The organism is Pseudomonas sp. S5F11 (genome assembly GCF_019641515.1).
Lineage (GTDB): Bacteria > Pseudomonadota > Gammaproteobacteria > Pseudomonadales > Pseudomonadaceae > Aquipseudomonas > Aquipseudomonas rhodesiae.
In genome coordinates, this window is record NZ_JAIFJZ010000001.1 from 2,437,664 (window position 1) to 2,459,785 (window position 22,122).

A 22,122-nucleotide genomic window follows, 5' to 3' on the forward strand; every position below is an offset into this window, starting at 1 on the left:
GTCATCTTTGCTGACCAGAACAAAAATGCCCCGATCTCTCGACCGGGGCATTTTTTGTTCATAAGCGCGCGATCAACCGGCGCGGCGCAACAGCCAGAACCCGGCCAAAGCGCAGATGGCGGTCGGCACCAGCACCGCAAATAGCGGCGAGAAGCCAAACACCAGGCTCGACGGGCCGAGCAGATCCTGGGCAATCCGGAAGGTGAAACCCACCAGCACGCCAGTGAACACCCGCTGGCCCAGGGTCACGGAGCGCAGCGGCCCGAAGATGAATGAGATCGCCATCAGCACCAGCGCGGCGGTCACCACCGGCTGCAACACTTTGACCCAGAATGCCAGCCAATAACGGCCATTGCTCAGGCCCTGGTCCTTGAGATAGTGGATATAGCTCCACAGACCGGAGATCGGCAGGCTTTCCGGGATCATCACCACGGTGTTGAGCAGTTCCGGCTTGAGGGCGATGTCCCACGCTTCGCTCGGTACGTTGATCACTTCAGTGCTGGCCTTGGTGCCCTGGCCAGGGTTGCGGAAATAAGTGGTGGTGACATCGCTCAGTTGCCATTTTTCCGCGTCGTACTGCGCACGTTTGGCGAAACTGGACGACAACATATGACGTTCTTTATCGAAGGTGTAGCGCGTCACCCCGATCAACAAGCCGCCAGGCTGCACGGCGTTGATGTGGATGAACTCGTCACCCTGACGGTGCCACAGGCCATGCTTGGCGCTCTGCGCGTCACCCGAACCTTGGGCCAGGGCGCGATTGGCCTGGGCCGTGGACTCAGCCGGCGGCGCGACGTACTCGCCGATCAGCACGCTGCAAAGCATCAGTAGCAACATGGGTTTCATGACCGCCCATACGATCCGGCCGACGGAGACCCCGGCGGCACGCATGATGGTCAGCTCACTGTTGCTGGCCAGGCTACCCAGGCCGATCAGGCAACCGATCAGCGCGGCCATCGGCATCATGTCGTACAGGCGACGCGGAGCGGTCAGCGCCACGTAACTCAGTACGTCGGTGACGGTGTAGGTGTCGCTGACGTTGCCCACTTCATCGATGAAGGCAAACAACGAGGCCAGGCCCAGGATGATGCCGAGCACCGCCAGGATGGCGATGAGTACGCTGCTACCAATGTAGCGATCGAGCTTAGCCACGAGCCAACTCCTTCTGGCCACGACGGCTCTTCATCTTCAAGCGTATAGGTTCCCAATAAAGCAGCCCCAGGCCGATCACCAGGAAAATCCCGTGTACCCACCACAGGCCCAGGACCGGCGACAGCTTGCCTTTTTCCAGGGAACCGCGGGCGGAAATCAGGATGGTGAGGTAAGCCATGTACAGCAGAATCGCCGGCAACAACTTGAGGAAACGGCCTTGGCGCGGGTTGACGCGCGACAGCGGCACGGCCATCAAGGTCACGATAAACACCAGCAGCGGCAAGGAAATGCGCCATTGCAGCTCAGCGATGGAACGCAGTTCCTGGCTGCCGATCAATTGCGCGGTGGGGATGGCGTCGCGGTCGGTGACTTCATCACTGACTTCCGGACGGGCCAGCATCACGCCGTACGTGTCGTACTTGATGGCCCGGTAATCGGCCTGGCCCGGGCTGCCGTCATAGCGGTAGCCGTTTTCCAGGATCAGGTAGCGGCTGCCATCGGGGCGTACTTCCTGACGGCCCGAATCGGCCACCAGCACGGAAATGCCACGGTCCTTCTTGTCCTGACCCAGGCGCTTCTCGGAGATGAACACGCCGCCCAGGTTGGCGCGGTCTTCGGTCATGGTCTCGGTGTAGGTCACCCGAGTGCCGTCGCTGAGGGCCTGGAAGCGGCCGGGTTCGAGGGTGTCGAACTCGGTCATCGCGTCCTGCTTGTTCAGCACCAGCTGAAATTGCATGGCGCCCTGGGGAGCCAGGCTCAGGCTCAGCCAAGCGACGATCAGGGCGATGCCGGCGGCTGGGATCATGGTCATGCCCAGCAGGCGCTGCTGGCTCATGCCGGTAGCCGACAGCACGGTCATTTCACTTTCAAGGTACAGACGACCGTAGGCCAGCAGAATGCCCAGGAACAGGCCCAACGGCAGGATCAGTTGCAGGAACCCTGGCAGACGAAAGCCCATGATCAGGAACAGCGAACCTGGGTCGAGCGCGCCGGAAGCGGCCTGAGCCAGGTATTTGACGAAACGACCACTCATGATGATGACCAGCAGCACCGCACTCACGGCACTCAGGGTCAACAGGACTTCGCGGGACAGATAACGGAAGACAATCAAACCAGACACTCCAGGGTTGTCAGGCTAAGGCGGCCAAACAAGCAAGCATACCGAGTCAGCCCCTTTTACACAGGGCCGGCTAAAAAGATGGCGCATTATCCTGTGATTGACCGCGCCTGTCACTGCGCAACCTCATGCACACGCACAAAGCGTGCGCCAAGGGTTGTCAGGCTCTGCCGGCGAGGTTCAAACTGCGGCCTTTGTCGCTGGCGGTTGACACGACTGCCACGCTTTAAAGCCTGGGTACAAACGCCAGGCTCATAGACCTTTATAAGGGACCCGAACATGGAATTGGTTGTAAAAAGCGTTAGCCCCGAAACGTTGAAGACCGCCACCCTCGTGGTCGCCATCGGCGAAGGCCGCAAGCTCGGCGTCGCCGCCAAGCAGCTCGATGAACTGAGCGGCGGCGCCATCAGCGCGGTGCTCAAGCGCGGCGACCTGGCCGGCAAAGTGGGTCAGAGCCTGCTGCTGCAAAGCCTGCCCAACCTGAAGGCCGACCGCGTATTGCTGGTGGGCGTAGGCAAGGACGACGAGTTGGGCGACCGCCCGTTCCGCAAGATCATCAGCGGCATCCTCAGCACCCTCAAGGGCCTGGGCGGCAGCGATGCAACGCTGGCGCTGGATGAAATCGTCGTCAAGGGCCGTGACAGCTACGGCAAGACCCGTCTGCTGGCCGAATCTCTGGTGGACGGCGGCTACGTGTTCGACCAGTTCAAGAGCCAGAAAGCCGAACCCCGCGCCCTGAAAAAAATCACCCTGCTGACCATCAAGGCCGCTCAGGCTGAAGTGACCCGCGCCGTGACCCACGCCCAGGCCATCGCCAACGGCATGTCGTTCACCCGCGACCTGGGCAACCTGCCGCCGAACATCTGCCACCCGACCTACCTGGGCGAGCAAGCCAAGGCATTGTGCAAGGAATTCAAAGGCCTGAAGGTTGAAGTGCTGGACGAGAAGAAGATCAAGGACCTGGGCATGGGCTCGTTCTATGCCGTAGGCCAGGGCAGCGACCAGCCGCCTCGTCTGATCGTGATGCAATACAACGGCGGCAAGAAGTCCGAGAAGCCTTACGCCCTGGTGGGTAAAGGCATCACCTTCGACACCGGCGGCATCAGCCTTAAGCCTGGCGCCGGCATGGACGAGATGAAGTACGACATGGGCGGTGCCGCCAGCGTGTTCGGCACTCTGCGTGCCGTGCTGGAACTCAAGCTGCCGATCAACCTGGTGTGCATCCTGGCCTGTGCCGAGAACATGCCGAGCGGCGGTGCTTCGCGCCCAGGCGATATCGTGACGACCATGAGCGGCCAGACCGTGGAAATTCTCAACACCGACGCCGAAGGCCGTCTGGTGCTGTGCGACGCCCTGACCTACGCCGAGCGCTTCAAGCCACAGGCCGTGATCGACATCGCCACCCTGACCGGCGCCTGCATCGTTGCCCTGGGCTCCCACACTTCGGGCCTGCTGGGCAACAACGACGAGCTGATCGAGCAACTGCTCAGCGCCGGCAAGGCTGCCGACGACCGCGCCTGGCAACTGCCGCTGTTCGACGAGTACCAGGAACAACTGGACAGCCCGTTCGCCGACATCGCCAACATCGGCGGGCCGAAGGCCGGCACCATCACTGCGGCGTGCTTCCTGTCGCGCTTCGCCAAGAACTTCAACTGGGCTCACTTGGACATTGCCGGCACCGCCTGGACCAGCGGCGGCAAAGACAAGGGCGCCACTGGCCGTCCGGTTCCGTTGCTGACGCAGTACCTGCTGGATCGCGCCAAAGCCTAAACAGTGCCCGTCCCGCCCTTGCGTCTATAAAGGGTGGGACGGGACGTTGCAGGAACCTACATGCCCCAAGTCGACTTCTATATATTGCCCAGCGCCGATCCCCTCGCGCGCCTGGATTTCGCCTGCAAACTCACGGAAAAAGCCTGGCGCATGGGCCATCGCATTTACCTGCATTGCAGCGATGCCGCCCAACGCGAGGAGCTGGATGCCCGTCTGTGGCGTTTCAAGGGTGAAAGCTTTGTACCCCATGGCCCCGCAGAAACCGAACCCGAAGGGCTGGTGGTACTGGGTTTGGGCGACAGCTGCGGCGCGCATCACGACCTGCTGGTCAACCTGGACCTGAAAGTACCGCCCTTTGCCCAGGCATTCGCCCGCGTGGCGGAGGTGGTGGTGGAAGATCCGGCTATTCGTCAGGCTGCGCGGGAGAGTTTCCGTTTCTACCGCGAACAGGGCTATCCTTTGCAAGATCACCGGCTACAACGACTTTGAGCACACGATGGACACTTTCAACCCGTTAAAAAAAGATGACCACCTGCTGGACGACCTTGAGTCGATCCGTCAGTTGCTGGGTGATGAGGGTTTGCAACCGCCACTGCTGACCGAGGCGGTCACGGGCGAGGTACAGATTCCGCTGTTGTTCGACATGGTCGGCGGCAAACCTGCCGCGCCTGAACCCGTCGCGCCAGCCCCCGTTGCGCAACCCGCTACCGCCGCTGAAAAAACCCCCGACGCCTTGCTGCTGCACCTGGACAACGAACTGCGTGCCGCCGCACAACTGATCATGCAAGACGTGATCGACGATTTTGCCCCGCATATCGAAACCGAGATCAAACGTCGGTTGGATGCGCGGATGGAGCGGCTGATCGCCGCTGCTACAAACAACTAACCACAAGCCGCAAGTTAAAGCACTGCACTCCACTTGCAGCTTGTGGCTTATAGCTTGCAACTGCTTCACACCGCTATACTTGCCGGCTTTCCTGAATTAATGCCAACTAGGGTCCCGCCGCGCATGGATAAGACCTACCAGCCCCACGCTATCGAAACTTCCTGGTACCAGACCTGGGAGTCCGAAAATTATTTCGCCCCACAAGGTGCCGGCGAGTCCTACACCATCATGATTCCGCCACCGAACGTCACTGGCAGCCTGCACATGGGCCATGGCTTCAACAATGCGATCATGGATGCGTTGATCCGTTTCCGCCGCATGCAGGGCCGCAACACCCTGTGGCAACCGGGCACCGACCACGCCGGTATCGCCACCCAGATGCTGGTGGAACGCCAACTCGAAGCCACCGGCCAAAGTCGCCATGACCTGGGCCGTGAGAAATTCCTGGAAAAAATCTGGGAATGGAAGGATCAGTCCGGCGGCAATATCAGCCGTCAGATCCGTCGCCTGGGCTCGTCCGTCGACTGGAGCCGCGAGCGCTTCACCATGGACGACGGCCTGTCCGAAGCGGTCAAAGAGGCTTTCGTGCGGCTGCACGAAGACGGCCTGATCTACCGCGGCAAACGCCTGGTCAACTGGGACACCAAGCTGCACACGGCGATTTCCGACCTCGAAGTGGAAAACCATGACGAGAAAGGCTTCCTGTGGAACCTCAAGTACCCACTGGCCGACGGCGCCAAGACCGCCGAAGGCAACGACTACCTGATCGTCGCCACCACCCGCCCGGAAACCATGCTCGGCGATGCCGCCGTCGCGGTTAACCCGAACGACGCGCGCTACCAGGCGCTGATCGGCAAGTTCGTCGAGCTGCCATTGGTCGGCCGCCGCATCCCGATCATCGCGGACGATTACTGCGACCCTGAATTCGGCACCGGCTGCGTGAAAATCACCCCGGCCCACGATTTCAACGACTACGAAGTGGGCAAGCGCCACAACCTGCCGTTGCTCAACATCTTCGACAAGAACGCCACTGTCTTGCCGGCCTGCCAGGTGTTCAACCTGGACGGCACCCTCAACGACAGCGTCGACGGCAAGATCCCGGCTGAATTCGCCGGCCTCGACCGCTTCGAAGCGCGCAAGCAGATCGTGGCCGCCTTCGACGCCGCCGGCCTGCTGGTCAGCGTCGACGATCACGCGTTGAAAGTGCCGAAGGGCGACCGTTCCGGCACCGTGATCGAGCCTTGGCTGACCGATCAGTGGTACGTGTCCACCAAACCGCTGGCCGAGCCTGCAATCGCCGCCGTGGAAGACGGCCGCATCCAGTTCGTGCCTAAGCAGTACGAAAACATGTACTTCTCGTGGATGCGTGACATCCAGGACTGGTGCATCAGCCGCCAACTGTGGTGGGGCCACCGCATTCCGGCCTGGTACGACGAGTCGGGCAAGGTCTACGTAGGTCGCGACGAAGCTGAAGTGCGCGCCAAGCACAACCTCGGTGCCGACGTAGCACTGCAACAGGACAACGACGTGCTGGACACTTGGTTCAGCTCGGGCCTGTGGACCTTCTCCACCCTGGGTTGGCCGCAGCAGACCGAATTCCTGAAGAAATTCCACTCCACCGACGTGCTGGTCACCGGTTTTGACATCATTTTCTTCTGGGTCGCCCGGATGATCATGCTGACCATGCACTTGGTGAAGAACGAAGACGGCACGCCGCAAGTGCCGTTCAAGACCGTGTACGTACACGGCCTGGTGCGCGATGGCCAGGGCCAGAAGATGTCCAAGTCCAAAGGCAACGTCCTGGACCCGCTGGACATCATTGATGGCATCGACCTGGAAACCCTGGTGCAGAAACGCACCTCGGGCCTGATGCAGCCGAAACTGGCGAAGAAGATCGAGAAGCAGACCCGCGATGAATTCGCCGATGGCATTGCCAGCTACGGCACCGACGCCCTGCGCTTTACCTTCTGCTCGCTGGCGTCCACCGGTCGCGACATCAAGTTCGACATGGGCCGCGTCGAAGGCTATCGCAACTTCTGCAACAAGATCTGGAACGCCGCGCGCTACGTGCTGGACAAGGGCGAAGACTGCGGCCAGAACGGCGAAGCCTACGAGCTGAGCCTGGCGGACCGCTGGATCATCTCGCAGTTGCAGCGCACCGAAGCCGAAGTGACTCGCCAACTCGATCAGTTCCGTTTCGACCTGGCGGCCCAGGCGTTGTACGAGTTCATCTGGAACCAGTATTGCGACTGGTACCTGGAACTGTCCAAGCCGGTCCTGTGGGACGAAAACGCGCCGGTCGAACGTCAGCGCGGCACCCGCCGTACCCTGGTGCGCGTGCTGGAAGTGGCGCTGCGCCTGGCCCACCCGTTCATGCCGTTCATCACCGAAGAAATCTGGCAGCGCCTGGCGCCACTGGCGGGTATCGAAGGCAAGACCATCATGCTGCAACCTTGGCCGGTGGCCAATGAAGCCCGCATCGATGAAGCGGCCGAAAGCGATATCGAATGGCTCAAGACCCTGATGCTCGGCACGCGCAACATCCGCGCCGAGATGAACATCGGTCCGGGCAAACCACTGGCGGTGTTCGTCAAGAACGCCAGCGTTGAGGATCAGCGTCGCCTGAGCGAGAACGATGCACTGCTCAAGAAGCTGGCCAAGCTGGAGTCGATCACCGTATTGGCTGCCGATGCCGAAGCACCGCTGTCCGCCACCGCACTGGTAGGCGACATGGAAGTGCTGGTGCCAATGGCTGGGTTGATCGACAAGGGCGCGGAACTGGCCCGTCTCGACAAAGAAATCGCACGCCTGCAAGGCGAAGTGCAGCGAGTGGGCGGCAAGCTGTCCAACGCGGCATTCGTCGACAAGGCACCGGCCGAAGTGATCGAGAAAGAACGCGCCAAGCTGGCCGAGGCTGAACAGGCCCTGGGCAAACTGGCGGAGCAGCATGCGCGGATTTCCAGCCTCTAAGGCTTGGTTCGCGTCGAGAAAGAGACCTTCGGGTCTCTTTTTTTGCCTGCAATTTCCCAATCCCTTGCTGGCAGCACCGCCACCGCCCCTCCCACATTTGACCGAGCTTTCCTCAGGAATGTGTGACAATGGCCGCCACTTTGAGCCAACACCAGAATCATCATGACCGCCCCCACTACGCCCAAACCTCCGCGCAAGAAGCCTAAATCCGCCGCCCCAGCCAAGCCTGCGGTGCCGCGCAAAGAGGCGACTCTGCACCCGCGCAACCGCCACACGGGCCGTTACGACTTCCCGGCGTTGATCAAGACAATGCCCGAACTGGCGCAATTCGTGATCACCAACCCCTATGGCAAAGAAAGCATCGACTTTGCCAGCCCGGATGCGGTGCGGGTGTTCAATCGCGCGTTGCTCAAGGCTTTTTACGGTATCCAGCATTGGGATATCCCAGCCGATTACCTCTGCCCGCCGGTGCCAGGGCGTGCCGATTACGTGCATTTCCTCGCCGACCTGCTGGCCAGTGTCAACGACGGCAAGATCCCACGCGGCTCGATCGTCAAGGTGCTGGATATTGGCATGGGCGCCAACTGCGTCTACCCGCTGATTGGCTATATGGAGTACCGCTGGAACTTCCTCGGCTCGGAGGTCGACCCGATTGCCGTGGCCGCCGCCAAGGCCATCGTGCAGTCCAACGATCTGAGCAAGGTCATCCAGCTGCGCCAGCAGACCAACCGCAAGCAGATCCTGCTGGGCCTGCTGGAGCCGGGCGAGCGCTTTGACCTGACCATGTGCAATCCGCCGTTCCATGCGTCCATGGACGAAGCCACCAAGGGCAGCGAACGCAAGTGGCGCGCCCTGGGCAAGGCCGATCCCAAGCGTAAATTGCCGGTGCTGAACTTCGGCGGCCAGTCGGCCGAGCTGTGGTGTGAGGGCGGCGAGGCGCGGTTCGTGACGCAGCTGATCGCCGAGAGCGCGCACTTTGCCCACAAGGTGTTGTGGTTCAGCACCCTGGTGTCGAAAGCGTCGAACCTGCCCGCCATCGAGACCGCGCTGAAAAAAGCCGGCGCGCTGGAGAGCCAGGTGGTGGAGATGTCCCAAGGCCAGAAACAGAGCCGCTTCGTCGCTTGGACCTTCCAGACCAAGAACGAGCAGCAGATCTGGCGCCAGCGCTGGGTGCGGTAAAGCACAAATCGCAGGCAACAAAAAACCGTGCCCGGATCGCTCCGAAGCACGGTTTTTTTGCTGCGTCTTACTTGTTAACAGCGTCGGTCAGGCCTTTGGCCACAACCAGCTTGATAACTTTCTTGGCAGCGATTTCGATGGCAGCGCCAGTCGAAGGGTTACGGCCAGTACGGGCAGGACGCTCGGTCACTTTCAGTTTGCCAACACCTGGCAGAGTGATTTCGCCGCCGTTTTCCAGCTGATCGGCAACAACCTGGCTCAGTTGGTCCAGCAGAGCGCGCACGGTGGTTTTCGGTGCGTCTACTGCTTCAGCCAGGTCAGCGATCAGTTGGTCTTTAGTAATAGCCATTGTGGTGTTCCTTCCCTATCAAATTCATATGGATTGCAGAGTGCAGTGTCAGCCGTCGAGCCCGACCGTCTAGGTCTGGCACCCCAGGCTATAACCGCGGAGATCGGGGTTATAGATGCTTGAAACGGGGATTGGTTCGACCTGACAAATGCTGAATGCACGCTTATCGCCGAGACTTGGCGTAAGACCGGGCAAAACTAGCACAGAGACGGGGAAATATCCGCTTCTACCTACCCATTTGGTCAGCTTTATCGCTCTAAACCGTGAAAAAAAGCCGTATGCCCCGTCGGACGGTGTGCAAAACCCCCTTCGAGGCGTGTCTTGGCCAATGGGTGCGGTACACTGGGCAACTTTTCGGGGAGGCCAACCGCTCCCCTTCAACCAGCCGAGAAGCCTATGCCGATCCGTCATTGCATCGTCCACCTGATCGACAAAAAACCCGACGGCACACCTGCGGTTCTCCATGCCCGCGACTCCGAGCTTGCCGAGTCCGCCGCCATCGAAAACATGCTCGCCGACCTCAACGAGAGCTATAACGCCAAACAAGGCAAGGCCTGGGGTTTCTTCCATGCCGAGTCAGGCGCGCACCCGTTCAGCGGCTGGTTGAAGGAGTATTTCGATGGCGGCCAGGACTTCACCACGTTCAGCCGCACGGCGGTCGAGCACCTGCAGAAGCTGATGGAAGAATCCAACCTCTCCACCGGCGGCCATGTGCTGTTTGCCCACTACCAGCAAGGTATGACCGACTACCTGGCCATCGCCCTGCTGCACCACAGCGAAGGCGTGGCGGTGACCGACGAGCTGGACGTGACGCCCTCACGCCATCTGGACCTGGGCCAGTTGCACCTGGCGGCGCGCATCAACGTGTCCGAGTGGCAGAACAACAAGCAGTCCAAGCAGTACATCTCGTTTATCAAAGGCAAGAACGGCAAGAAGGTCTCGGAGTACTTCCGCGACTTTATCGGCTGCCAGGAAGGCGTCGACGGCCCCGGCGAGACACGTACCCTGCTCAAGGCCTTCAGCGACTTTGTCGAGAGCGAAGATCTGCCGGACGAATCCGCCCGCGAAAAAACCAAGACCCTGGTGGATTACGCCAGCAGCCAGGCCAAACTCGGCGAGCCCATGGGCCTGGAAGAACTGTCCGGCCTGATCGATGAAGATCGGCCCAAGGCGTTCTACGACCACATCCGTAACAAGGATTACGGCCTGTCGCCGGAGATCCCGGCCGATAAACGTACCCTCAACCAGTTCCGCCGCTTCACCGGGCGCGCCGAGGGCTTGTCCATCAGTTTTGAAGCGCACCTGCTGGGCGACAAGATCGAGTATGACGAAGCCGCCGGCACCTTGATCATCAAGGGCCTGCCGACCCAACTGACCGACCAGCTCAAGCGCCGCAACTGATGTTAGGCGGGGTGTTCAAGAAAGTCCTGCTGGTGTTGCTGGTGGTGGTGGTCTTTCAGAACTGGGGCAAGATCGAGCGAGTGTTCAACCCGTCCCAGGTGGTGTCCGAGCAAGTTCGCGCCAATGCGCGCGTGGTGCTCTACACCACCGAATGGTGCGGCTACTGCAAGCAGATTCGCCGCTTCCTGGACCAGAAAGGCATTCCCTATCAGCAGTTCGATATCGAAAAAGACGCCCAGGCGCGCAAGGCGTACGAGGCGCTGGGCGGCGGCGGGATTCCGTTTGTGGACGTCAATGGCACGCTGATTCGCGACTTTCTGCCCGAACAGATCATGGTGGCGTTGAAATAATCAGCGCACCACGATCACCCGTCCCAACAGGTTGTGTTGCTCGAAGCCAAGCACCGCCTGCAACGCATTCAGCACTGCCTGTGGGTCTTTGCTCGGGAAACTACCGCTGACGCGTTTGGCGCCCATCGCTTCGTTTAGCAACAGGATGCGGCCTGGGTAGTAACGTCCAAGATCCTTGACCACGTCGGCCAACGGCGCTTTGTAGTAATTGAGCCAACCGTCGCGCCAAGCCAGGCGCGATGCGCTGTCGACGGCATGCAGGGGCTGGGCGATGCCATCGGCATAAGCGATCTGCTGGCCGGCGGTCAGTACCTGTTGCTGGCCTTGTTTCGACGCTGTAACCCCAACACGCCCAGTCAACACCGTCACCTGCGCGCCCGCCGGTTGCAGGCGCACTTCAAATTGCGTGCCGAGCACCCGCGCTTCACCGCTGCCCGCCTCCACCACAAATGGCTCACCGGTGTGGCTCACGCTGAAAAAGCCGGCGCCACGCCGCAACTGGATATACCGCTCGCCGTGGGTGAAATCCACCGTGATGGCGCTGTCGGCATCCAGGGTCACTTGAGTGTTATCCGCCAGGGTGACGGTCTTGACCTCCCCCGGCGCGCTCACATAATCGGCACCGAAGTCATCGACCCAGCGCGACGGCTGCCACCCGGCGCCCATCGAAATCATCAGCAGCAGGCACGCGGCCATGGCCAGTGCGCCCGACCAACGCGCCACCCGCGAACGCTTCGAGCGGTTCATCGCATCGAGGTAGCCCTGCAGCGCTTGAGCCTCTTCATTCGCAAGCTGGCGTGCGGGCACTTCGCTCAACTCCCACAGCACTTGGGCCTGGGCATAGGCTTCGACGTGGGCCGGGTCGGCGCGCAACCAGCGGCTGAACGTGGCCTGATCGCCGCTGCTGGGCTGGTCGTGCAGCAGGCTCAGCCAGGCCAGGGCGGCTTTTTCCTGGTCGGGCGTGGGGGTGAGGTTCACGGTGCTTTCCCTGGCGTGCGTGGGGTCGATGGCTCGCGAAGGCTGGCCTTGCAGGCTTCGAGGGCACGCATCATATGTTTTTCCACGGCACTTTGGGACAACCCCATGGCCTTGGCGATATCAGCGTATTTGCGCCCGTGGATACGGTTGAGCAGAAAGATGTGCCGGGTGCGCTCGGGCAGGCTGCGCAAGGCCGCTTCGACATGCCGCAGATCATTGCCCGCCTCCAGCGCCGCCTGGGGTTCGCAGCCTTGGTGGTCATGCTGTTCCGGCAGCCAGCCTTCATTGCTGCGCACCCGCGCGCCTTCGCTGCGCAGGTGATCGATGGCGATATTGCCCGCGCAACGCAACAGGTAGGTGCTGAGTTCTTCGACCTGCACCAGGGGCCGACGCCAGAAGCGCAGGAACAGGTCCTGCACCAGGTCCGCCGCGGTGGCGCGGCAGCCTACGCGGCGATTCACCAGAGCTTCCATCTGTGAACGCTGAGATAGGAACACCTGCAAAAAATGCGCGCGTCCACCCTGCGCATCGGCCTGGGGCGGGTCCTGGGAATCCGGTGGGGTGCCGATCATCATGCAAAGACGCTCAGAGGGCGAAGGCCGCAACGGGACTGGCCAGCAGGCCCACGCCCGCCAGGATCAAGGCCAGCCTTGGCCGATACGGCAATAACAGCACCAGCAGCAAAGCGCTGAGCATCAACACCGCGCACCACTCAACCAAGCCCTGAGCCCAGCCGGCGACTGCGACCGCCGGCGCTATCGACAGCGTCAGCAACAACCAGCCCGCCACACGCAAGCCCAGGCGCCGAGCGGGCGACGGTTTACTGCGCAGCAGTTCGCCATGGTGACGGTCGGTGGCCAGGCACAACGCGGTAAACCCGGCGTAGCACATCAACAACGCGATCAACATTCAGTGGGCCTCGCGCTTGAGGGTCAAGGTTCGTGGGCGCTCTGGCTTGGCCGCCGGCGCGCTGCGACGCTGCATCTTGCGGGCGGCCCAGGCGAGGAACAGGCCGCTGGCCAGACACGTCAGGTCGAAACCGGCCATGGCCCAATCGCCGCTGGCCAGTGACACCCCCAGGTGATGGGAAGTGGTCAGTGCATTGAGCACCGGGATTGCCATTAACAGCAGCGCGGCGACGCTCAGTTGCTCGACCCAGCCCTGGCGACCCCGGCGCAGGATCGCGTGCAGCAGGCTCAAGCCCCAAGCGATGAAGAACGCCTGCACCTCCCAGCCGGAACGCTCGGCGAAGCTCACCGGCAGTAGCCGGTTGGCCCAGAAAAACGCCGCAATAGCGATCAACAGCCCGGACATGCTGGCGATGTTCAGCACTTCCACCAGACGCAGTTCAAACGGCATCCCATCGGTTTTGGCATGTTTGAGTTGCCGCTTACCCAGCCAGATCACCAGCCCAGTGCCGATCATGGCCGTGCCCGCCAGGCCACAAATAAAGTACAACCAGCGCAACACCGGCCCGGCGAAATGGCCCATGTGCAGACCGTAGAAACTGCCGCCGACCACCGCCGGCAACGATGGCTCGCCGCTGACCCGCAGCAGCTCGCCGGTGGTGCCGTTGAACGACACGGTGCTGCCAAAGTCATGCACCACGCTGTCGGAACCGGCGCGGAACACATTCACTGACGCGTTCACATCGCTGGGATTATTCACCGCCACACGCCCGACATGGCCGCCCGCCCACTGCGCTCGCGCCTGTTCGTACATCGACGCCAACGGTAGCAAGCGGCCAGGCTGGCCGAGGGCCGGGGCATTGTCGGTGGCCGGGAATACTTCGCTGAAGAATGCCCGCGTGTCGTTGCCGTAAGAGGCCAGGATCGGCGCCGGCATCACCATGCTCATGAAAATCACCAGGCTGCTGTAGGTGATCATCAAATGGAACGGCAATACCAGCACACCCACGGCGTTATGCCCGTCGAGCCAGGAACGCTGGCCTTTGCGCGGGCGGAAGGTGAAGAAGTCCTTGAAGATTTTTTTGTGGGTGATGATGCCGGTGATCAGCGCCACCAACATCACCATCGCGGCCAGGGTGGACAACCAGCGCCCCCACGGATGGGGCATTTGCAGTTGGAAGTGGAAACGATAGAAGAACTCGCCGCCCATGCTTTCCCGAGCCTGCACGGCGAGGCCGGTCAGCGGGTCGAGGGTTTTCTGCATAAAATTGCCGCGTTTGCCGGGGTCGACTTTGTCTTGCCACATCACCGACAGGCCGGGGTCGCGGGCATCCGGCAGGTTGATAAACCAGCGCGCAGCGGTCGGGGCGTTTTCCTGCAAGTACTGTTGCGCCACGTTCAGGCTGCGCACGTCGTCCAGCGGATGCGCCTGCACTTCGGGCTGCATCCAGTGGCTGATCTCTTCCTTGAAATAGGCCATGGTGCCCGTCAGAAAAATCGCGAACAGCAGCCAGCCGAATATCAACCCGGCCCAGGTGTGCAACCAGGCCATGGCCTGACGGAAGCCCTCTTTCATGTGCGCGCCATCCAAAAACCCAGGCCCGCCAGGGTGGCAAACAGCGCACTGGGCAGCATCACGCCGAGCCAGGCGCGCATGGCGCTACGGCAGGCGAAGCACCAGAGCACGGCCAGCAGATAGAACACAAAGGAACTCATCATCCCGGTGATCACCGCGTCGGCACGAGAAGTCGGCAACCACAGCGCCAGGCAGATGCTGGCCAGGGAGGCCATCAGGTAGCCGCCAATTACCGCCGCCAACACACGCGACGTGACGGCAAAGCGGTAAGCCAGAGGCAGTGAGGGTTTGCTTTTCATGGGAGGGCGCCAGGTTCGTCAGCGCGCAATATTAATGATAAATATTCTCATAAGCAAAACAGAACGGATGAATCACCTCCCCGTTCCGATTGCCGAACACCGCCGTCGCCCCTACAATGCGAACAATTCTTGTTCTCTAACGCCTACCGATGCTTGCGGAGTGTTCGCGTTGTCGCCGTCCAACACCGTCGAAGTTTTGTACAACGACCATCACCACTGGCTCACCGGCTGGTTGCGACGCAAGCTCGGCTGCCCTGAAAGTGCCGCCGACCTGGCCCAGGACACCTTTATCCGCGTGCTCACCGCCCGCGAAACCCCGACGCTGATCGAACCGCGCGCCTTCCTCACCACCGTGGCCAAGCGCGTGCTGTACAACTTCTATCGCCGCCAGGACCTCGAACGCGCCTACCTCGACGCCCTCGCGCAGATGCCCGAGCAGGTAGCGCCCTCGGAAGAAGAACGCGCAATCATCCTGCAAACCCTGATGGAGCTGGACCAATTGCTCGACGGCCTGCCCGTTCAGGTCAAACGCGCCTTTCTGCTGGCCCAGCTCGACGGCCTCACTTACGCGCAGATCGGCGCCGAGTTGGGCATCTCCATCGCCACCGTCAAACGCCACCTGCATAAAGCGGCGCTGCGCTGCTACTTCGCCCTATGAACGTTTCCCACCAGGTGGCCGAACAAGCTGTGCACTGGCTGCTGGAAATGCAGCAAGGCGCGCTCACCCCGCGTCAGCAGACCGCCTGGCAGCAGTGGCTGAACGCCCACAGCGAACACCAGCGCGCCTGGGAGCATATCCAACGCGTCAATCAACGCCTGCGCGGCATGCCTTCGCCTTTGGCCCACGCAGCGTTGAATGCGCCAACCTCCAACAGTCGGCGCCAGGCGTTGAAGTTGTTGTTGATCCTGGGGGCCGGCTCGGCCGCGGCCTGGAGCCTGCGCCAGCAGCATATCCTGCCGCCGCTGACCGCCGATTACCGCAGCCCCGTCGGCCAGCGACGCAAGGTGCAGTTGGCGGACGGCAGCCAGTTGCAGCTCAACACCGGCAGCGCGGTGGACGTGCATTTCGATGGCGAACAACGCCTGGTGCGCCTGCTCGAAGGCGAGATCCTGCTCAACGCCAACGCCGGCAGTAGCCCGCTGCAAGTGCTGACCGGCCAGGGCCTACTCAGCAGCCAAGCCGCGCGCGTCAATGTGCGCCAGTTCAACGATCACACTCAAGTGGCGGTGCTCAATGGCCGCGTCGAGGTGATGCCCAACACCTACAGCGGCCTGCCGCTGACGGTGGAGGCGATGCGCCAGGTCAATTTCACCCGCAAGGGCTGGGACACGCCGCGCGCCACCGACGCCAATAGCGGCGCCTGGGCCGAAGGCATGCTGATGGCCGCCCATATGCGCCTGGAGGACTTCCTCGGCGAACTGGGCCGCTATCGCCGCGGCCAGCTCAATTGCGATCCGCAGGTGGCCAATCTGCTGATTTCCGGCAGCTATCCGTTGGATGACAGCGAGCGCATCCTCGACCTGCTGGAAATCAGCCTGCCGGTGAAAGTCCGGCGTTTCACCCGCTACTGGGTCACGGTGCAGGCCCGCGCTTAAATTATTTCCAAACACCGTGAGCCGTTTTCCGTACCTCGCGTGACAGAGAAGGAAAGCCCCCTTGATCCTTCCTTCTCAGGACCGCCCTTCATGCCCCAGCAACCCACCCTTCTCGCCCGCACCCTGCGCCAACTGCTGCTTGGCGCCAGCCTCAGCCTGACGGTGCTGCCGTCGGTGATGGCGGCCGAGACCAAGCCTTATCACATCGTCCCCGCCTCCCTTGAAGCGGCGCTCAATCAATTTGGCCACGAAGCTGGCGTGTTGATTTCGTTCGGCTCCGAGGTCACCGCCGGCCTGCAGAGTCGCGGCCTGTCCGGCAACTACAGCGCCGCCGACGGCCTGCAAAAACTGCTGGAAGGCACCGGCCTGCAAGCACGCGCCGAGGGCGACAACGCCTACAGCGTGCAACCGGCCAGCGCACCGGCCACTATTGAGTTGGGTACTTCCAGCGTGGTCGGCGACTGGCTCGGCGATGCGGCACAGACCAACGTATTCGAACACCCCGGCGCCCGCGACGTGATCCGCCGCGAAGAGTTCGAACGCCAAGGTGCCACCCAGGCCCGCGACGTGCTCAACCGCATCCCCGGCGTCAACGCCCCGGACAACAACGGCACCGGCAGCCACGACATGGCGCTGAACTTCGGCATCCGTGGCCTCAACCCGCGCTTGGCCTCACGCTCTACTGTGCTGATGGACGGAATTCCGGTGCCGTTCGCGCCCTATGGCCAGCCGCAGTTGTCCTTCGCGCCGATCAGCATGGGCAATATGGACGCGGTGGACGTGGTACGCGGTGGCGGCGCCGTACGCTACGGCCCACAGAACGTCGGCGGCGTGGTCAACTTCGTGACCCGTGCGATCCCGGACGCCCCCACCGTCAAAGGCGGCCTGCAGACTGAAACCAGCCCATCCTCCAGCCACGATGGTTTCAAGACCACCGGCAACCTGCTGGCCGGCGGCACTGCCGAGAATGGCCTGGGCGGCGCGCTGCTGTACTCCGGCACCCGGGGCGGCGACTGGCGCGAACACAGCGACACACGCATCGACGACCTGATTCTCAAAGGCAAGTACCAACTCGACGACGCCAACAGCTTCAACGCCATGGCGCAGTACTACGAAGGCCAGGCCGATATGCCCGGCGGCTTGAACGTCGCGGACTACAAGGCCGACCCGTATCAGTCCACCCGCCCCTACGACAAATTCTGGGGCCGCCGCACGATGTTCAACGTTGGCTACCGCTACGAGCAGGACCGTCGCGAATTCACCGTCAACAGCTTCTTCACCAAGACCCTTCGCAGCGGTTACCTGGATCAGGGCACGTTCCTGTCGCTGTCGCCGCGTGAATACTGGGTACGCGGTCTGGAAACCCGCTTCGCCCAAGGCTTCGACCTCGGCCCGACCAGCCATGAAGTCGGCGTCGGCTACCGCTATATCAACGAAGCCGGCCACGAACTGCGCTACCGCACGCCGATCAACGCCAATAACCAGCAGCTCCCCAACACCGATAGCCGCAACGACCGCGACACCCGGGGCGGCACCGAAGCCAACGCGTTTTTCATCGACGACCGGATCGATATCGGCAAATGGACCCTCACCCCGGGCATTCGCTACGAGATGATCGAATCCCAGCAGACCAACAACCTCACCAACGTCAAGTACAAGGGCGACTACAACACCGCGTTGCCGGCGCTCAATGTGCTGTATCACGTCACCGACGATTGGAACCTCTACGCCAATACCGAAGGTTCGTTCGGCAGTGTGCAATACAGCCAGATGCCCAATCGCGTGACCAGCGGCGAAGTCAAACCGGAAAAAGCCCGCACCTGGGAACTGGGCACCCGCTATGACAACGGCACCCTGCGCGCGGAAATCGGCGCGTTCCTGATCAACTTCGACAATCAGTACGAAAGCAACCAGACCAACGATTCGGTGATCGCCCGTGGCGAAACCCGGCACCAGGGCATCGAGACCAGCGTGAACTACGCCCTCGACGGTTTGAGCCCGGCACTGGCCGGTTTCGACGTGTACGCGTCCTACGCTTATGTCGACGCCACCATCCGCGAAGACGGCCCAAACAAAGGCAACCGCGTGCCCTTCTCGTCCAAACACAAGGGCACGCTGGGCGTGGGTTACACCGAAGGCCGCTGGAAGCTCAACCTGGACAGCAGCTACCAGAGCAGCCAGTTTGCCGACAACGCCAACACCCGTGCCGAAACCGCCGACGGTGCCAATGGACGCATACCCGGCTACATGCTGTTCAGCAGCCGCGCGGCATACGACTTCGGCCCGCAGCTATCGGACCTGAACGTAGCGGTCGGGGTGAAAAACATCTTCAACAAGCAGTACTTCACCCGCTCGTTCGATGACAACAACAAGGGCAAATACGTCGGCGAACCGCGCACGGTGTATGTGCAGACCTCCGTCGCGTTCTGATCAACTGCCCGCCAGGCACGAGGGCGTGCCGGCCACCAGCGCGTCGATGGCGCAGCGCGTCTTGGCCGGCAGGTGAGTGGCCGTTGGCCAGATCACATGGATCGGTGCGGGCTGCTCACGGCAGTCCGGCAGCACCGCCAGCAATTGCCCACGCAGCACGTAATGGGCAATCAACCAACTCGGCAACCACGCCAGGCCGACACCCGCCATCGCGGCATCGGCCACGGCCTGTAGGTCGTCCATGATCAACGGCGAGGCGATGCCGGCACGCTGCGTAGGTTGGCTGCGATAGGCGATGCTACGGCGACTGGCAAGGTCGTCGACATGATGGATCGGTCCCGTGCGCTGCAGGTACTCCGGTGACGCGGCCAAGCCCATCACTTGTTCGCCCAGGCGTCGTGCGCTGAGCCGGTCGGTATCGGGCAATGCGCCGATGCGTACGGCAATATCGAACCCTTCCTGCGCCAGGTCCGTCAGCCGATCGGCGAAGCAAATCTCCACTTCCAGCTCTGGATACCGGTCCATCAAGCCCCACAGCGCCGGCGCCGCGTAGTGATGACCGAACGCCAACGGTACGCTCGCCCGCAGGCGCCCGCGCGGTTGTTGCCGACCGCTTTGCAGCACCGATTCGGCAGCCTCCAGCTCCGCCTGGGCGCGCAAGCAATGTTCGTAGTACGCCTGGCCATCCTCGGTCAGACGTTGACGGCGGGTGGAGCGCTGTAACAAACAGGTGCCCAGCCGCGCTTCCAGCCGCGCCAGGCCCTTGCCCACGGCGGATCGCGTGAGGTGCAAACGTTCGGCGGCCTCAGTGAGGCTGCCGCTCTCAACGATCTGCAAAAACAATTCAACGCCATCGAAACGGGGGGTGACCATGATTTGATTGTCGCCTTTAATTCCCTAACTGGCGGAAAACTTATCACGGATAAAGAATTCAATTCCCCTGAAAATGGCTAATCCATTTGTTTACAGGAGAATCCCATGCCCGCCGCCGCTACCTTGACCGCCAGCCCCGCGCGCGCTCCCCGCCAGGCCGTCGCCCTCACCGCCGTGTGCCTGGTGGCGCTGATGTTCGGCCTGGAAATCTCCAGCGTGCCCGTGCTTCTGCCCACACTTGAACATGCACTCGGCACGGGTTTCCAAGACGCCCAATGGATCATGAATGCCTACACCCTGGCCTGCACCAGCGTGCTGATGGCGGCCGGCACCCTGGCTGATCGCTTTGGGCGGCGACGCGTGCTCGTGCTGTGCTTGTGGCTATTTGGGCTGGCCTCACTGGCCTGCGGGCTGGCCGACAGCGCCGCCACCCTGATCACGGCACGCTTTGTTCAGGGCATCGGCGCCGGGGCGATGATGATTTGCCAGTTCGCGATTCTCTCGCATCTGTTCCGTGAACCGGCGGCACGGGCGCGGGCATTCGCTATCTGGGGCGTGATCGCCGGTATTGGCTTGGGCTTCGGGCCGATGGTCGGCGCGTTTATCCTCGCGGTCGCGGATTGGCGCTGGGTGTTTCTGGTGCATGTGCCGCTGACACTGTTCACCCTGTTGCTGTTGCGCATCAGTGTGCAGGAATCCCGCGATCCGGCCGCCCACCGCCTGGATATCGGCGGCATGCTGACCCTGACATTGGCGGTGTTTGCCCTGGTGTATGTCATCACCCAGGGCAGCGAAAACGGCTTCGCCACGCCGGCGATGCTGGGCTGGGCCAGTCTGTCGGCGGCCGCCTTATTGTGGTTCGTGCAGATCGAACGGCACAGTGCGCACCCGATGTTCGATTTTTCGGTGTTCCGCATTCGCCGCTTCAATGGCGCGCTGATGGGGTCGATCGGCATGAACGTCAGTTTTTGGCCATTCATGATCTACCTGCCGCTGTATTTCCAGACCGGCCTGGGCTACGACACCCTCACTACCGGCGCTGCGCTGCTCGCCTACACCCTGCCCACCTTGCTGGTGCCGCCTCTAGCCGAGCGCCTGGCATTGCGCCATGGTGCCGAGCGCATCATTCCGCTGGGCCTGGGTTTGATGGGGACGGGTTTTCTGGCGATGGCCGCCGCCAACCAAGCCGAGCACGCCGCTGTCGGATGGATGCTGGCCAGTTGTGTGATCGCCGGCGTGGGCCTGGCGCTGATCAATTCCCCGACCACCAACACCACTACCGGTTCGGTGTCGGCTGATAGGGCGGGAATGGCGTCGGGCATCGATCTGAGCGCGCGCCTGATTACGTTGGCGCTCGCCATTGCGCTGATGGGCCTGGTGGTATTGCTGGGCATCAGCCACTACCTGGGCAGTGTGCTGCCTGCCAGCTCGGCCCAGACATGGCCGGACATCAGCCAGCAACTTGCGGCCGGCAAACTCAACGCGGCGGGGCTGACAACGGCGGATGCACAGGCGGCGCTGCGCCACGGGGCTGGCTGGGCGATGGTATTCGCGGGGCTGGGAGCGGCTGGGTTGGGGCTGTTGAGCGGGTACTTTTTCCGACGAGTCCAGTAACGAAAAACGGGCCTGCGTGTGCAGGCCCGTTTCCAGAGGGGATGATAGAACGGTCAGTGATCAGCCGTTGAAAACGGCGCGTTCTTTTTCCAGGAACTCCTGTTCAAGCTCATCTTCGTTGACTTTGGTGGTCGGCTGGCCTTTGCCGGCAGCGCGAGGCTTGCCTTGCAGTTTGCCGAACAGGTGTTCCAGCGCGTGGTCCAGCTTGGTCGCTGCACCGTCGATCGCTTGTTCCAAGGTATCGGCCTTGTGCAGAACCGACAGCGGTTGATGGCCTTTTGGCCGCGCTTCCAGGCGGCAACTCAGATCATGGGGGCCAGGCTTGTCGCCGTTCTCATCCCGCAGGTAGACCTCGACACGGGTCAGGTCTTCTTCATAACGTTCGAGCGTGCTCTCAATGGTAGTACGTACCCACTCCTCCAGTCGGATGCTGCTTTCAATATGGTTATCGCTATTGACTTGGATTTGCATAGTTCTTCCCTTATTTCAGCTAGCTCGCGAGAGATCACAAACTGCAACACCGTTGTGGTGAAACCATGACCTCTTGATTACACAATTGAGCACCTGCGGAAACAATTCAACCCCTTTGCAAAGATAAATCCTACATTACAAATTAACCCTGACGACAAGCAAAAACGCTGGTAGGGTGGGGAGTTAGTTACATCTTCTTACGT

The 22,122-nt window shown here is 61.8% G+C and carries 21 protein-coding genes; 11 read left to right on the plus strand and 10 right to left on the minus strand.

Going from position 1 to position 22,122, the window contains the following annotated elements:
- Positions 1 to 72: 72 nt before the first annotated feature.
- Positions 73 to 1,152 (minus strand): LPS export ABC transporter permease LptG, encoded by a 1,080-nt coding sequence (lptG, locus tag K1567_RS10995; RefSeq protein WP_034096052.1) that lies wholly within the window; start codon positions 1,150 to 1,152, stop codon positions 73 to 75.
- Entirely contained in the window at positions 1,145 to 2,263 is a 1,119-nt protein-coding gene (gene lptF / locus K1567_RS11000; RefSeq protein ID WP_034111890.1) for an LPS export ABC transporter permease LptF, read from the minus strand. The genes lptG and lptF overlap by 8 nt, the downstream gene beginning before the upstream one ends.
- 285 nt (positions 2,264 to 2,548) lie before the next feature.
- Here lptF and K1567_RS11005 point away from each other — a divergent pair, with 285 nt between their 5' ends.
- The 5 genes from K1567_RS11005 to rlmF all read left to right on the plus strand — a co-directional run bounded on the left by K1567_RS11005 (position 2,549) and on the right by rlmF (position 9,074).
- Positions 2,549 to 4,039 (plus strand): leucyl aminopeptidase, encoded by a 1,491-nt coding sequence (locus tag K1567_RS11005; RefSeq protein WP_220698496.1) that lies wholly within the window; start codon positions 2,549 to 2,551, stop codon positions 4,037 to 4,039.
- Between the two features lie 60 nt (positions 4,040 to 4,099).
- Positions 4,100 to 4,528: a DNA polymerase III subunit chi gene (locus K1567_RS11010; protein WP_034137116.1), complete on the plus strand. Its 429-nt coding sequence runs from the start codon at positions 4,100 to 4,102 to the stop codon at positions 4,526 to 4,528.
- Positions 4,529 to 4,535: 7 nt separating this feature from the next.
- Positions 4,536 to 4,925: a hypothetical protein gene (locus tag K1567_RS11015; protein ID WP_034096048.1), complete on the plus strand. Its 390-nt coding sequence runs from the start codon at positions 4,536 to 4,538 to the stop codon at positions 4,923 to 4,925.
- Between the two features lie 123 nt (positions 4,926 to 5,048).
- On the plus strand, positions 5,049 to 7,895 hold the full coding sequence (locus K1567_RS11020; protein WP_034096047.1) for a valine--tRNA ligase: 2,847 nt from the start codon (positions 5,049 to 5,051) through the stop codon (positions 7,893 to 7,895).
- A gap of 162 nt (positions 7,896 to 8,057) precedes the next feature.
- A complete protein-coding gene (gene rlmF / locus K1567_RS11025) occupies positions 8,058 to 9,074 on the plus strand; it encodes a 23S rRNA (adenine(1618)-N(6))-methyltransferase RlmF (protein WP_220698497.1) in 1,017 nt (338 codons plus the stop codon).
- Positions 9,075 to 9,141: 67 nt separating this feature from the next.
- On the opposite strand, the gene K1567_RS11030 is transcribed toward rlmF, so the two are convergent.
- Positions 9,142 to 9,423, minus strand: a complete 282-nt coding sequence (locus tag K1567_RS11030; protein ID WP_003188840.1) for an HU family DNA-binding protein — start codon at positions 9,421 to 9,423, stop codon at positions 9,142 to 9,144.
- A 396-nt stretch (positions 9,424 to 9,819) separates the two neighbouring features.
- Here K1567_RS11030 and yejK point away from each other — a divergent pair, with 396 nt between their 5' ends.
- Positions 9,820 to 10,824 (plus strand): nucleoid-associated protein YejK, encoded by a 1,005-nt coding sequence (gene yejK, locus K1567_RS11035; RefSeq protein ID WP_010212893.1) that lies wholly within the window; start codon positions 9,820 to 9,822, stop codon positions 10,822 to 10,824.
- A complete protein-coding gene (locus K1567_RS11040) occupies positions 10,824 to 11,174 on the plus strand; it encodes a glutaredoxin family protein (RefSeq protein ID WP_169868854.1) in 351 nt (116 codons plus the stop codon). Before yejK ends, K1567_RS11040 begins: the two co-directional genes overlap by 1 nt.
- On the opposite strand, the gene K1567_RS11045 is transcribed toward K1567_RS11040, so the two are convergent.
- Genes K1567_RS11045 through K1567_RS11065 form a run of 5 tightly spaced genes read right to left on the minus strand, consistent with a single transcriptional unit; the run spans position 11,175 to position 14,935 of the window.
- Positions 11,175 to 12,152 carry a FecR family protein gene (locus tag K1567_RS11045; protein WP_169868853.1) on the minus strand — a complete coding sequence of 326 codons (978 nt, stop codon included), beginning with the start codon at positions 12,150 to 12,152 and terminating at the stop codon, positions 11,175 to 11,177.
- Positions 12,149 to 12,724 (minus strand): RNA polymerase sigma factor, encoded by a 576-nt coding sequence (locus K1567_RS11050; RefSeq protein ID WP_376782726.1) that lies wholly within the window; start codon positions 12,722 to 12,724, stop codon positions 12,149 to 12,151. The genes K1567_RS11045 and K1567_RS11050 overlap by 4 nt, the downstream gene beginning before the upstream one ends.
- 13 nt (positions 12,725 to 12,737) lie before the next feature.
- Entirely contained in the window at positions 12,738 to 13,061 is a 324-nt protein-coding gene (locus tag K1567_RS11055) for a DUF3325 domain-containing protein (RefSeq protein WP_034111877.1), read from the minus strand.
- Positions 13,062 to 14,636: a PepSY domain-containing protein gene (locus K1567_RS11060; protein ID WP_220698498.1), complete on the minus strand. Its 1,575-nt coding sequence runs from the start codon at positions 14,634 to 14,636 to the stop codon at positions 13,062 to 13,064. It abuts the gene before it with no gap.
- Positions 14,633 to 14,935, minus strand: coding sequence for a DUF3649 domain-containing protein (locus tag K1567_RS11065; protein ID WP_034096040.1), 303 nt, complete (start codon positions 14,933 to 14,935; stop codon positions 14,633 to 14,635). Before K1567_RS11065 ends, K1567_RS11060 begins: the two co-directional genes overlap by 4 nt.
- Positions 14,936 to 15,104: 169 nt before the next feature.
- Here K1567_RS11065 and K1567_RS11070 point away from each other — a divergent pair, with 169 nt between their 5' ends.
- The 3 genes from K1567_RS11070 (at position 15,105) to fecA (ending at position 18,961) form a co-directional block, all read left to right on the plus strand.
- The gene (locus K1567_RS11070; protein WP_034096039.1) at positions 15,105 to 15,593 is read left to right on the plus strand and encodes a sigma-70 family RNA polymerase sigma factor; all 489 of its coding nucleotides are present in this window, start codon (positions 15,105 to 15,107) and stop codon (positions 15,591 to 15,593) included.
- On the plus strand, positions 15,590 to 16,531 hold the full coding sequence (locus tag K1567_RS11075; protein ID WP_220698499.1) for a FecR domain-containing protein: 942 nt from the start codon (positions 15,590 to 15,592) through the stop codon (positions 16,529 to 16,531). Before K1567_RS11070 ends, K1567_RS11075 begins: the two co-directional genes overlap by 4 nt.
- 90 nt (positions 16,532 to 16,621) lie before the next feature.
- Positions 16,622 to 18,961, plus strand: a complete 2,340-nt coding sequence (fecA, locus tag K1567_RS11080) for a TonB-dependent Fe(3+) dicitrate receptor FecA (protein WP_220698500.1) — start codon at positions 16,622 to 16,624, stop codon at positions 18,959 to 18,961.
- Here fecA and K1567_RS11085 read toward each other — a convergent pair whose 3' ends face one another.
- Positions 18,962 to 19,834, minus strand: coding sequence for a LysR family transcriptional regulator (locus K1567_RS11085; RefSeq protein ID WP_034111869.1), 873 nt, complete (start codon positions 19,832 to 19,834; stop codon positions 18,962 to 18,964). It abuts the gene before it with no gap.
- 105 nt (positions 19,835 to 19,939) lie between these two features.
- Between K1567_RS11085 and K1567_RS11090 the strand changes: the two genes are divergently transcribed.
- Positions 19,940 to 21,448, plus strand: a complete 1,509-nt coding sequence (locus K1567_RS11090; protein ID WP_047881606.1) for an MFS transporter — start codon at positions 19,940 to 19,942, stop codon at positions 21,446 to 21,448.
- A gap of 60 nt (positions 21,449 to 21,508) precedes the next feature.
- Here the strand turns inward: K1567_RS11090 and K1567_RS11095 are convergent, their stop codons facing one another.
- Entirely contained in the window at positions 21,509 to 21,919 is a 411-nt protein-coding gene (locus tag K1567_RS11095; protein WP_034096034.1) for an HPF/RaiA family ribosome-associated protein, read from the minus strand.
- Positions 21,920 to 22,122 lie beyond the last annotated feature (203 nt).